The organism is Streptomyces sp. NPDC048637 (assembly GCF_040650675.1).
GTDB lineage: Bacteria > Actinomycetota > Actinomycetes > Streptomycetales > Streptomycetaceae > Streptomyces.
Genome location: NZ_JBEZHQ010000016.1, coordinates 149,590 through 161,459, shown reverse-complemented (window position 1 = coordinate 161,459; position 11,870 = coordinate 149,590). Strand labels below are relative to the sequence as shown.

General features: G+C 72.7%; 13 protein-coding genes. 7 read left to right on the top strand and 6 right to left on the bottom strand.

Annotated features, from left to right (window positions below; genetic code table 11):
* Nucleotides 1-8 precede the first annotated feature (8 nt).
* The 5 genes from AB0C46_RS21290 to AB0C46_RS21270 all read left to right on the top strand — a co-directional run bounded on the left by AB0C46_RS21290 (nt 9) and on the right by AB0C46_RS21270 (nt 4,692).
* Nucleotides 9-473, top strand: a complete 465-nt coding sequence (locus AB0C46_RS21290; RefSeq protein ID WP_362829499.1) for a DoxX family protein — start codon at nt 9-11, stop codon at nt 471-473.
* Between the two features lie 324 nt (nt 474-797).
* The gene (locus tag AB0C46_RS21285) at nt 798-1,451 is read left to right on the top strand and encodes a VTT domain-containing protein (RefSeq protein WP_362829498.1); all 654 of its coding nucleotides are present in this window, start codon (nt 798-800) and stop codon (nt 1,449-1,451) included.
* Between the two features lie 151 nt (nt 1,452-1,602).
* Nucleotides 1,603-2,184, top strand: a complete 582-nt coding sequence (locus tag AB0C46_RS21280; protein WP_362829497.1) for an N-acetyltransferase — start codon at nt 1,603-1,605, stop codon at nt 2,182-2,184.
* A 301-nt stretch (nt 2,185-2,485) separates the two neighbouring features.
* Complete coding sequence (locus AB0C46_RS21275; RefSeq protein ID WP_362829496.1) at nt 2,486-3,682, top strand: class I SAM-dependent methyltransferase; 1,197 nt, start codon at nt 2,486-2,488, stop codon at nt 3,680-3,682.
* 353 nt (nt 3,683-4,035) lie between these two features.
* Nucleotides 4,036-4,692: a nucleoside/nucleotide kinase family protein gene (locus tag AB0C46_RS21270; RefSeq protein WP_362829495.1), complete on the top strand. Its 657-nt coding sequence runs from the start codon at nt 4,036-4,038 to the stop codon at nt 4,690-4,692.
* Here the strand turns inward: AB0C46_RS21270 and AB0C46_RS21265 are convergent.
* Nucleotides 4,655-5,065: a hypothetical protein gene (locus tag AB0C46_RS21265; protein ID WP_362829494.1), complete on the bottom strand. Its 411-nt coding sequence runs from the start codon at nt 5,063-5,065 to the stop codon at nt 4,655-4,657. The genes AB0C46_RS21270 and AB0C46_RS21265 overlap by 38 nt on opposite strands.
* A gap of 156 nt (nt 5,066-5,221) precedes the next feature.
* Here AB0C46_RS21265 and AB0C46_RS21260 point away from each other — a divergent pair, with 156 nt between their 5' ends.
* Nucleotides 5,222-5,881 (top strand): MarR family transcriptional regulator, encoded by a 660-nt coding sequence (locus tag AB0C46_RS21260; protein ID WP_362829493.1) that lies wholly within the window; start codon nt 5,222-5,224, stop codon nt 5,879-5,881.
* Nucleotides 5,878-6,726, top strand: coding sequence for an alpha/beta hydrolase (locus tag AB0C46_RS21255; protein WP_362829491.1), 849 nt, complete (start codon nt 5,878-5,880; stop codon nt 6,724-6,726). The genes AB0C46_RS21260 and AB0C46_RS21255 overlap by 4 nt, the downstream gene beginning before the upstream one ends.
* 280 nt (nt 6,727-7,006) lie before the next feature.
* Here AB0C46_RS21255 and AB0C46_RS21250 read toward each other — a convergent pair whose 3' ends face one another.
* The 5 genes from AB0C46_RS21250 to AB0C46_RS21230 all read right to left on the bottom strand — a co-directional run bounded on the left by AB0C46_RS21250 (nt 7,007) and on the right by AB0C46_RS21230 (nt 11,851).
* Nucleotides 7,007-7,507 carry a VOC family protein gene (locus AB0C46_RS21250; RefSeq protein ID WP_362829490.1) on the bottom strand — a complete coding sequence of 167 codons (501 nt, stop codon included), beginning with the start codon at nt 7,505-7,507 and terminating at the stop codon, nt 7,007-7,009.
* Nucleotides 7,508-7,695: 188 nt separating this feature from the next.
* Nucleotides 7,696-8,247, bottom strand: a complete 552-nt coding sequence (locus tag AB0C46_RS21245) for a DoxX family protein (protein ID WP_362829488.1) — start codon at nt 8,245-8,247, stop codon at nt 7,696-7,698.
* A 164-nt stretch (nt 8,248-8,411) separates the two neighbouring features.
* Entirely contained in the window at nt 8,412-9,209 is a 798-nt protein-coding gene (locus tag AB0C46_RS21240) for an enoyl-CoA hydratase/isomerase family protein (RefSeq protein WP_362829487.1), read from the bottom strand.
* On the bottom strand, nt 9,206-10,432 hold the full coding sequence (locus AB0C46_RS21235) for a CoA transferase (protein ID WP_362829485.1): 1,227 nt from the start codon (nt 10,430-10,432) through the stop codon (nt 9,206-9,208). The genes AB0C46_RS21240 and AB0C46_RS21235 overlap by 4 nt, the downstream gene beginning before the upstream one ends.
* A 48-nt stretch (nt 10,433-10,480) precedes the next feature.
* A complete protein-coding gene (locus tag AB0C46_RS21230; protein WP_362829484.1) occupies nt 10,481-11,851 on the bottom strand; it encodes a M20/M25/M40 family metallo-hydrolase in 1,371 nt (456 codons plus the stop codon).
* Between the last annotated feature and the right edge of the window lie 19 nt (nt 11,852-11,870).

Here is an 11,870-nt window from a genome sequence, read left to right as displayed (position 1 = left end):
GTCCCCACATGGCCACACCGCTCACTTCGTTCACACAGAGATCCACCCCACACGCGCTCGCGCTCTTCCGCATCGTCATCGGCCTGCTCTTCGCCTGCCACGGCGCGTCCTCGCTCTTCGGCGTCCTCGGCGGCGCCATGGGGCAGGGCGGCACCGTCCCCACCGGCAGCTGGCCGGGCTGGTACGCCGCCGTGATCCAGCTGGCCGGCGGTCTTCTGGTGATGCTCGGCCTGGGCACCCGCGCCGCCGCGTTCATCAGCTCCGGCTCGATGGCGTACGCGTACTTCTCCGCGCACCAGGGCTCGGCGCTGTGGCCGATACAGAACGGTGGCGAGGCCTCCGCGATGTACTGCTGGGCATTCCTGCTGCTCTTCTTCACCGGCCCCGGCTCGTGGGCACTCGACCGGGTCTTCTTCGGTGACCGCGGCCAGGAGGCGGCCCCGACCGCTCAGCGGGAGCCCTCCGCCGCCTGACGCACCACTTCCCGGCGGGCACCGGAACATCCCGGCCCCGCCCCCTCACGGCCCGTACGGCATCTCCGCCGTACGGGCCGTGCCGCGTCCACGGGCGACGGACACGCCGGACGACGGACACGCCGGACGGCGACCGGCACCGGCCATTCCCGGTGCACCGGGCATACCGCGTATGCCGGGTGTCCCGTACGTAATGCCGCTTCCCCCCTCGCATCGCACCCCCACCCTTTCGGCCACAGCGGCCAGGCGTACGCTGTATGGCTGTAGCGCCGCCCCTGCCGCACCGAGCGACGTCGCGGCGGGGTTCGGACCGGGAGTAGGACGTTGTTGGAAAGCCTGGGGTCCCTCGGCGGCACCCCTTGGGTGTATGTGATCGTCAGTCTCTCGATCGTTCTCGATGTGTTCGTCCCGATTCTTCCCAGCGGGGTCCTGGTGATCGCCGCGGCCACGACGGCGGCCGGTACCGGCCCGGCGGCGGACGCGGTCGGCGGCGTCGAGGTCGCCGCCACTGTCCACACCGGTGCCCACGTGGCCGAAATCTTGTCCCTGGTGCTGTGTGCGGCCACCGCCTCCGTGCTCGGGGACATGGTCGCCTACCGGCTCGCCCGGCGGGGCGGCGACCGCTTCGACCGCGCCATCGGCCGCTCCCGCCGGCTGACCACGGCACAGGAGCGACTCGGTACGGCGCTCACACGAGGCGGCGGCGGCATCGTCGTCCTGGCCCGCTTCGCCCCTGCCGGACGCTCCGTGGTCAGCCTGGGCGCCGGTGTCGCGCACCGTACGGTCCGCGAGTTCCTCCCGTGGTCCGCACTGGCCGGTTTCGCCTGGGCCGCCTACAGCGTGAGCCTCGGCTACTTCGGCGGACACTGGCTCGGCACCTCCTGGATGGGTACGGCCCTCTCCGTGGTCGCCCTCTTCGCCGCCGGATCGGCCGCCGCCTTCCTGATGCGCCGCCCGGACCGCCACACCGCACACTGACCGGCCGGGGACGTCCGTCGGCCGACGGACGCCCGCCGACGGCCTGTTGACGGCGGCCTGTCGACAGCGGCCTGTTCTCGACGGCCTGTTGACGGCGGCGGAGCGGAAATCCCTTGGCCGATTGTCCGAGCCAGGTGCGACGATGACGGGCATGAGCGGCGTCCACGCATCCCACGGCTCGCACGAGTCCGGCGACAGTGACTCCGGGGACCCGGCCGTGCCCCCCGGCCCCTGGCACCCCCGCCCCGAGACCCCCGCGGACACCGCAGCCGTCCGCCGGATCAACCTCGCCGCCTTCGAGACGGCCGAGGAGGCCGATCTCGTCGACGCGCTGCGCGGCGACCCGTCGGCCTGGCTCCCGGGCCTGTCCTACGTGGCCGACGCGCCGGACGGCACCCCGGCCGCGCATGCGCTGCTGACCCGCTGTCATGTCGACGAGGTCCCCGCCGTGGCGCTCGCGCCGTGCGCGGTGCTGCCCGGGTACCAGAAGTGCGGTGCGGGCGATGCGGTGATCCGGGCGCTCCTGGAGGCGGCGCGGGTGGCCGGCGAGCGGACCGCGATCGTGCTCGGCCATCCGCCGTATTACCCGCGCTTCGGGTTCGTCCCGGCCGCCCGGTTCGGCATTCTGCCGCCGCAGCCCTGGCCGGACGAGGCCTTCCTGGCGCTGTCCCTGGACGGCTCCACACCCCCGCGCGGCACGGTGCGCTACGCCGAATCCTTCGGCATCGGCTGACCTCGGCCCGGCGCTGCCCGCCTCGGCCCGCGGCGCCCGGCGGGGGCGCTACGGGACGGTGCCGCCTCCCCCTCGGCACCATCGGCGGGAGGCCTCTGTGGCGGCCCGCCCCGGCCGCTCCGACCCGTCCCGCCCCGGTGCGGGCCGAGGGCCGTCCCAATACGGAGTAAAGTCAACCGTCACACCCACCCCGCCCACCGTCTCCTGCGAGCGCCTCACCGCTCCCCCGGCGCCGGACCAGCGCCGCTCCCAAGGGCGGCACCCATGGGAGGGCCCCCACCACACACAGAGGCACACTGCGGTGAACCACCCGCCGGTCGTCGAATGGACCGAGGCCGACCAGCCCCGCTCCGCCCGTTGGCGCTCCGAGAACGGCGCCCCGCCCCCGCGCCGCATCGTCATCGCGGACGACCGGACCAAGGCCGACGACGCCTACAAGCTCGCCTGCGAGGGCACCGCGCTGCTGTGGCGCGGCGACTTCCACAACGCCCGTCAGCTGCTGACGGCGATGGCCCGCCGTATCGACCGCCGCCCCCGCAAGACGCCGCCCGCCGACGCTAGCCAGGCGTTCCATGTGCACCGGGCCGCGCAGAATCACCGTGCCCGCATCCTGGGCATGCTGCTGGTCCCCCTCGACGCGACCCTCGCCGTCCCACTGCACCGCGCCCCCGACGTCCGCGAGGCCTGCACCCGGGCGTACGGCCCCGGCGAGACGGTCCGCGGGGAGGCGCCCGGCGCCACGGACGGCTCGGACCCGACCACCATGCTCGTCTCGCTGCGTGAGCTGCTCGCCCTGATCGGCGCCAACGAATGGCGCAAGAAGGGTGTCGAGATCCCGGCGCTCGGCGGCGACCGCATCCACCCGCACTACGGCGTCTTCTCCCCGGCCCGCGGCGAGTACGTCGACCTGGTGGCCGAGGCACCGCTGCCCACCGAGGAGCTGGCGTTCGACATCGGCACCGGCACCGGCGTCCTGGCCGCGGTGCTCGCCCGTCGCGGAGTGCGCAGGGTCGTGGCCACCGACCAGGATCCGCGTGCGCTGGCCTGTGCCCGCGAGAACACCGGACGACTGGGCGTCGCCGGGCAGGTGGAGGTCATCGAGGCCGATCTGTTCCCGGCCGGCCGCGCCCCGCTGGTCGTCTGCAACCCCCCATGGGTGCCCGCAAAACCGACCTCCCCGGTGGAGCACGCGGTGTACGACCCGGGCAACCGCATGCTGTACGGCTTCCTGAACGGCCTCGCAGACCATCTGACGCCGGACGGCGAGGGCTGGCTGATCCTCTCCGACCTGGCGGAACACCTCGGACTGCGTCCACACGCCGCACTCCTCGACGCCGTCGCCGCGGCCGGTCTCACGGTCCTGGACCGACTCGACATCACCCCGCGCCATCCGCGCGCCCGTGACACCTCGGACCCGCTCCATGTGGCCCGCGCGGCCGAGGTCACCTCCTTGTGGCGCCTGGGCCTCGCTGACCGGACCGCGTCCGGCGCCCGTTGAGCGCCGCCCGATCAGTCACCTCACCTGCGGCCGCACCCTCTAGGGGAGCACCTCGCCGATGTGCGCGATACAGGCGGCCGGCCCGTCGGCGGCCGCCGCGCTCGGCTGGCAGCGACTGTGCCCGAACTCCACGATCTCCGCCTGGTGTTGCTCCCCCACGGCGGCGATCAGCGCCGCCCGGCTGGGGAAATGCCGGAGTTCCTGGAGGACCTGCGCGAAGCCGGCCCGACCGGGTCGTCATGAAGGCGGCCGCCCCGGCCTCGGGCCACCGGCCTCGGGTCACCGAACGGGGGCGCATCCGAACGGGGGCGCATCCGGCCGCTGTGCCGCCGATCGGGCACGATGGACGCACCATGGATCCCCGGCACCTCTTCTCCCGCGCCCGTCGGCTCGCCGATTCCGCGACTCCCGCCCGGCGCCGGCTGCTCGGCATCACCGGCCCGCCCGGCGCCGGCAAGTCCACCCTCGCCGCCCACCTCGTGGCGGAGCTGGCCGGACAGGCGGCGCTCGTCCCGATGGACGGCTTCCATCTCGCCGAGGCGGAGTTGCGCCGCCTCGGCCGTACGGACCGCAAGGGCGCGCCGGACACCTTCGATCCGGCCGGATATGCGGCGCTGCTGGCGCGTCTGCGCACACCGGAGCCGGGCAGCGCCGTCTACGCCCCGGCGTTCGACCGCCGCATCGAGGAGCCGGTGGCCGGCAGCATCCCCGTGGCGCCCCACATCCCGCTCATCGTGACCGAGGGCAATTACCTCCTCCTCGACTCCGCCCCCTGGGCGCGGGTCCGCGCACTGCTCGACGAGGTCTGGTACGTCGACCTGGACACCCCGGAGCGGATCCGGCGGCTGGTCGACCGCCATAAGCGCTTCGGGCGCCCGCGCGCCGACGCCGAGCGGTTCGTCCACGCCTCGGACGAGGCCAACGCCCGTGTCGTGGCGGCCACTCGCGACCGCGCCGACCTCGTCGTCACGTTCACCCCCGAAGAGGCCCCGCCACCGGCCGGCGCATAATCTCCGGCCGCCGGCCGGCGAGCAGCCCGGCCACCGACAGCGCGCCCCACCCCACGGACACCGCCACCGCGGCCAGCTTCCGGTCGCGGCCGGGCAGTGTCGCACCGAGCAGGACGGCGTCCCCGAAGTCGGCCGCGATCCGCACATACGCGGCGGTGCGCAGCGCCGGGCCCTCCGGAGCCATCGCCATGGCCAGCCCGCTCACCGCATCCCGCCAGGCCAGCGGACGCAGCGAGGTTCGCGTTGCCCACTCGGTCCGCCCCTCCTCATCGACCAGGCCCGAGGGCCGTGCCAGCAGATCGGGCACCGCGGCCACCGCCACCCCGTAGACCGCCGTGGCGACCCCGACCGCACGCAACAGACCGACCTTCATCCGCCATTCACCCTTCCTCGCCCACCGGCCTCATTGGACTCACCGGGCTCACCGGGCTCACCGGCCACATGAACCTCAGCACACCCGTCCGTCTCCTCAACTCCATTCCGCGGCGGGCCCCTTCCCAAACGACATCACCGCTGTCATCATGACATCATGAGTGTCATTGAGGGGGATGCCGGCGGACCAACCGCCGGGGACGGCGCCGGAGACCCGGCGGCCACCGAAGATCTGCTGTACGACGTCATCCGGCGCCTGTGGCCACTGCACCGCACGGTCGTGCGCGCGGTGGAACGCGAGCTGGCGGACACGGGCCTGACCGCCGGCGAACACGCACTGCTGGACGCCCTGCGCACCGAAGGCCCCCGCACCGTCCCGCAGTTGGCGCGTTCGATGGGGCTCGACCGCCAGCCGGTCCAGCGCTGGGTGAACCACGCCGCGGAACTGGGCCTGGTCGTGACGGCCCCGAATCCCGCCCACCGCCGCTCGTCCCTGATCCGACTCACCGCCGAAGGCACGGCGGCGATACGCGGGATCCAGCAGTTCGAGGCGACGGAGTTGCGGCAGCGGCTGGCCGACCTGCCCGCCGAGGACGTCCGCACCGCGCTGCACGTACTGGACCGACTCGGCGAGGAATTCCGGCACCTGGCGAACGGCTCGCGCGTTCAACGGGAGGAAACCGACAGTCAGGGCAGTCGGGACAGTCGTGGCAGTGAAGGCAGTAACGGCAGTAAGGGCAGTAACGGCAATCCCGAAGGTCACGACATCAGACCCGCCACAGCCCCTCTCACGCACAAAGGACGGTCAGGAGAATGACGCAGAGAATCACCGCCTGGTCCGAGATCGACAACGGAATCGTGCCGATCGACGACGGCGAGCTGTTCTACGAGACGGCCGGCTCGGGCCCCGCGGTGGTGCTGCTGCACGGCGGCATGCTCGACCAGCACATGTGGGACGAGCAGTTCACCTGGCTGGTCAACTCCGGCCTGCGCGCGATCCGTTACGACTCCCGCGGCCATGGCCTGTCCTCCACCGTGACCGGGGACTACGCCAACCACGACGATCTGTGTGCCCTGCTTGACGCACTCGAGGTCCCCGGCGCCGTCCTCGTCGGCCTTTCCCACGGCGCACGGGTCGCGCTCGACACCGCCCTCACCCACCCGGACCGGGTGATGGCCCTCGCGCTCGCCGCCCCCGGGATCAGCGGACGGGCCTTCACCGACCCCTTTGTACTGGAGCACATCAAGGAGCAGGTGGCGGCGATCGGCGCACCGGATGGCGCGGAGCGGTATGTCGAGCACTTCCTGCGGATGTGGGTGGACGGGCCCCACCGCGAGCCGTCCGCGGTGCACCCGGGATTCCGCGAACGGATGCGCGCCTCGGCCGCGGCCAATGTGGAGGTCCATGCCGAGGGCATGGGTGCCGGAATGCCCCTTGAGGTCGGCGCCGCCGACCGCCTCGGCGAGATCCGGGTGCCGACGGTCGTGTTCGACGGCGACCTCGACAGCAGAGACATCTCCGCCAACGCCCATGCGATAGCCCTGACCGTCCCGGGCGCCCGAAGAGTCCGGATACCGGGTGCGGCCCATATGGTCAACCTGGAGAACACCCCGCTCTTCGACCAGGAGCTGCACGCCTTCCTCTCGTCCCTGGACTACTGACCCGCCACGGACCGCTCCCCCTCAGGGCAGCGGAAACTCCGCACCTCTCGCGCCGCCCGGGCGCCGCTGGATCCCGCACGCACCACTCCACGTCCTGTTCCGCCGGGGAAGGGCCGCTCCCTCAGGCGGCCGAGCCGGCCGCGCCCCCTCGGTGGCTGCTCCAGCCACGCCCCTCAGGCGGCCGAGCCGACCACTCCCCCTCGGTGGCCGCTCCGGCCACACCCCTCAGGTGGCTGCTCCGGCCGCGCCCCTCAGGTGGCTGCTCCGGCCGCGGTCCCCTTCAGGTGGCCGAGCCGGCGGCGGCGCCCGTCTCCCGGTCCGGTCCCCAGCGCTCCAGCGCCGCCGTCAGGTCGAGGGGCAGCAGCCGGTCCGGCCGGTCCGGGCCCGGCCAGTCCTCCCGCGGGACCCGCCACATCACCTCGAACTCATTGCCGTCCGGGTCCTTGGCGTACAGCGACTTGGCGACGAGGTGATCGCTGGATCCCACCAGGGCGCCTCGTCCGGTGAGCCGCGTCCGGGCCGCGACGAGTTCGCCGAGCGTGCCGACCTCCCAGGCCAGGTGGTACAGCCCGACCCGCCCGGCCCCGGGCCCCGGCGCGTCCGGCGCCACCGCGAACAGCCCCAGATCGTGATCGTTGAGTGAGCCGGGAGCGCTGAGGAACGCGGCCCGCCCCGGTATCTCGACATCCACCGTCAGCCCGAGGGCCTCGGTGTAGAACGCCACCGACCGCGCCACATCGCGGACGTTGAGCACCGCGTGGTTCAGACGTCGTACGGACATGGAGCCTGTTCTCCGATCTCCCGGCGCGACACCGCCGTGGTGCCGCCCTCCCCTACTCCTGCTCTACCTCGCACACCCCGCCCTGCCCAGGGCCTGCCGGCCGGTATCCGGCCGGCAGAAGTCCCGTTCGCGGCATCCTTCGATGCGCCCTGGGCGAGGCGGCCGCCTCCGGGGGCTCGCCCCGGAGGTCACTTCCGGACCAGCAGCACCCCGCCGGCCAGCACCACACCCAGCAGCAGCGCGACCACGCCGTGGACCGGCCGAGGTGTGCGCAGACCGGGCAGGAAGCGGTCGAGGGCGCAGCGGCCGGGCCCGGTCAGCGCCAGGGCCGCCGCACCCGCGGTCAGCAGCAGCTCGTACTCCACCCCCTTGGGGGCGAAGAAGCCGCCGCCCCACTTCACGGCAAGGGCATTGATCATCGTGCCGACGACCGCCGCACCGGCCAGCGGTGTGAGCAGCCCGGCCGCCAGCCCGAGCCCGCCGAGCGTCTCGCTCAGCCCGGCGACCACGGCCATCGTCCTGCCCGCCGGATAGCCGCTCATCGTGAAGAACTGCGCGGTCCCGTCCAGCCCCGGTCCGCCGAACCAGCCGAACAGCTTCTGGGCGCCGTGGGCCGCCATGGTCAGTCCGAGCGCGAGTCGCAGCAGGAGAAGCCCGGCATCGTAGCCGTGCAGAGAGGGCGCCTGGCGTGCCGGGGTACCGAGGCGGGCGGACGCGAGAGTGCCGAGGGGGGACGTCATCAGGAGCCGCCCTTTCGCATGTCGGGGACCGGCCCCGCGAGGCCGCGAACAATTACTTGAAACTTCAAGTCACTGCCGACGATACACAGCACCCCCACGGCGAACAACAGCGCGTGGGGCGGGCCCGAGGTCATCACCTCGCACCCGCCCCACGTCATCCCTGGTCAGCGCGCGATGGGCGGATCCGGTGCGGCTGCCGCCGGCTGCTGCCCGAGGAACGCGGCGATCGCCTGGCCGAAGTGCGACCGTGCCACCGCCGGCCGTGGATTGACGGCGGCGGCCGTCCGCTGCGGTCCCAGCACCGCGCCGACCGCCAGCTTCGCGGCGTGGATCGCCGCCGGCGGCTGCGCGGCGACCGCGGCGGTGAGCCGGCCGGTGCGGTCGGTGAGTTGCGCCTCGGGCACCTGGTGGTCGGCCAGTCCGAGCGCCACCGCCGTGCGGGCGTCGACCAGCCGGCCGGTGTAGAGCAACTCCCGTGCCACGGACGGTCCGGCCAGGGCGACCATGCGTGCGGCGAAGGCGGGGCTGGCGAGGATGCCGAGCCGGGCGATCGGCATGCCGATCCGGGCGGAATCCGCCATCAGCCGCAGGTCGCAGGCGAGGGCGAGCTGGCACCCCGCACCGGCGGCGACCCCGCGGATCTCGGCGACCACCGGCACGGGGCACTCCTCGATCGCGGTGAACGCCTCTTCCATGCGTGCGAAGGACTCCTCGACGTAGGCGGAGTCCGCATCCACCCAGTCGGTCATGTCGGAGCCGGCGCAGAACGTGTCGCCGTGCCCGCTGATCACCAGCACCCGCAACGATCGGCAGGCCCCCAGTTCCCTGACCTGGCGGGCCAGCCGCGCCCAGGCCTCACCGGGGAGGGCGTTGCGCCGGCTGCCGTCACCGATCCGGATCTCGGCGACCGCCCCGGACCGGAACGTCGCGATGGTGAGGTCGGGGGCGGGTACGGAGGTCACTTCGCGGCCTTTCGCGCGCGCAGATCGGCCAGTTGCCGCGGGTCGACCCCCATCGCGGTCAGCACGGGTGCGGTGTGCTCCCCGTGCCGGGGCGGCGGGGTGCGCACGGTCGCCGGGTAGTCGGTCAGCTTGATGGGCGAGGCGATGGTGCGCAGGGTGCCGGCGTCGGAGTGCTCGATGTCGGCGACCATGCCGCGCGCGACGACCTGGGGGTGCCGCAGGGCCTCGTCGACGGTGTTGATCGGCCCGACCGGTATCTCCGCCTCGGTCAGGAGCACGGCCCACTCCTTGGCGCCGCGGGCACTCAGCGCCCGCTCGATGAGCGGGAGCAGCTCCGCACGGTGGCGGACCCGGTCGGGGTTGGTCGCGAACCGCGGGTCGTCGGCGAGGTCGGCGAGCCCGATCGCGGTGGCGAAGCGGCGCCACAGCCCGTCGTTTCCTGCGGCGACCATGAGGTGACCGTCGGCGGTGGGGAACGCCTGGTAGGGCACGATCGTCGGATGGGCCGAGCCGTACCGCTGCGGGACGTTACCGGAGGCGAAGTATCCGCCGGCGACATAACTCAGCCAGGCCACCTGGCCGTCCAGCAGCGAGACATCGACCCACTCGCCGGTGCCGGTGTGCTCACGGTTGCGGAGGGCGGCGAGGACACCGATGGCGGCCCACATCCCGGCGGCCAGGTCGGCCGGGGACACCCCGAAGCGCACCGGCGGCCCGGTGGGTTCGCCGGTCACGCTCATGACGCCGCTGACCGCCTGCGCGATCGCGTCGTAACCCGGCTCGTTCCGGTACGGCCCGGTCTGCCCGTACCCGCTGATCGAGGCGTACACCACGGCGGGATTGCGTTCGCGGACGTCCTGGTAGCCGAGGCCGAGACGGGCCGCGGTGCCGGGCCGGAAGTTCTCCACGATCACATCGGCCGTGGTGGCCAGCTCCTGTATCAGGCGCAGGCAGTCGGGGTCCTTGAGGTCGACCGCGATACCGCGCTTGTTGCGGTTGACGCTGTGGAAGTACGCCGCGTCCTCGCCCTGGAAGGGGGGACCCCAGGCGCGGGTGTCATCGCCGGAGACGGTGTCCTCGACCTTGATCACATCGGCGCCCAGGTCGGCCAGCATCATGGTGCAGAACGGCCCGGACAGGATGCGGGACAGATCGAGGACCTTCAGGCCGGTGAGGGCACCCTCGTGGACGAGCCAGGGCTGGGGGTGGGGTGTGTTGCGCATTGCGGTGTCACGCCTCTGTTCCAGTGGGTTTCGCCGAGCGGCCGGACGTCAGACGCCCAGTTCGAGCAGGAGCTCCATGCAGATGGCAGTGGCGTCGAGGAAGTAGTCGACGCGCAGGTTCTCGTTGGGCGCGTGGTTGGCCTGGTCGGCGTTGGCCAGCGGCAGGCCGATGCTGGGCACGCCGAGGATCCCGGTGAAGATCCAGTCGGGAAGCGTGCCGCCGTATGCGGGGATCAGCAGCGGGTCACGGCCGGTCACCCGGGAGATGGCACGCGCCACCTTGGGCGTATGGGGGTTGTCGATCGAGGTCCGGGACGCGGGCACGCCACCGACCATGGTGACCGTCACCTCGGGGGCATGGGCCCGCAGATGTTCGGCCACCCGCTCGAAGATGGTCTGCGGGTCCTGGCCCGCCGTCAGCCGGATGTCGACGCCCGCCTCCGCGGTGTCGGGGATGATGGTCCGGTCCACATCCCCCGTGGTGATCCCGTTGATCGTGAGCGTGGGACGGTCGGCCAGCCGCTCGTAGAAGGACAGCCCGTTGAACGCGGGGTCCATCTCGGTGAGTCCGATTTCGCCGAGGACTTCTTGCAGGTCGAGCGGGAGGGCGGCGAACGCGGCGCGGTCGGCGTCGGACAGCGGTTCCCGGCCGTCGTCGAAGCCCTTGACGAGGACCCGGCCGCTGGGGTCCTTGAGACTGGCCAGCGCCTGGACCAGCTGCCAGGCCGGGTTGGGCGCGACATTGCCGAAGTTGCCGGAGTGCAGCGGGCGGCTCGGACCGGTGGCGCCGATCCGGAGCTGGAGCATGCCGCGGACTCCGTGCGAGACACACCACTCACCGGACTCATGCACCGAACGGTCGCTCCAGACCACGAGATCGCAGTCGAACAGCTCCCGGTGCGCGCGCAGGGTGTCCGCCAGTGTGGGGCTGCCGATCTCCTCCTCACCGTCGAGCAGCACCGTGACGGTGCAGGGGAGCGCGCCGATGTGCTCGTCGAACAGCCGCAGCGCCTGCAGGTGCGCATAGTGCTGCCCCTTGTTGTCACCGGTGCCGCGCCCCCAGATCCGCCCGTCCCGCAGGACGGGTGTGAAGGGTTCGGAGTCCCACATCTCGCGGGGCCCGGTCGGCTGGACGTCGTAGTGGCCGTAGAGCAGGACGTGCGGCGCTCCCGCCGGCCCCGCACGGTGGCCGACCACCAGCGGCCGGCCCTTGCCGGTGAGCACCGACGGGGTCAGGCCGGCCCGCTTGACCTCTTCGACGGCGACATCGGTCGCGGCGGGGAACCCCTCGCCGGTCGCGCTCACACTGGGCTGGCTGACGTACTCCATCAGTCCCGCGATGAGTTCGTCCTTGCGCCGCTCTACGAGTTCGCGCGGCGTGGCGGGAAGTTCGGCGCGGATCGTGGAAGCGTCCGTCATCGTTGACCTCGTTCTTTCC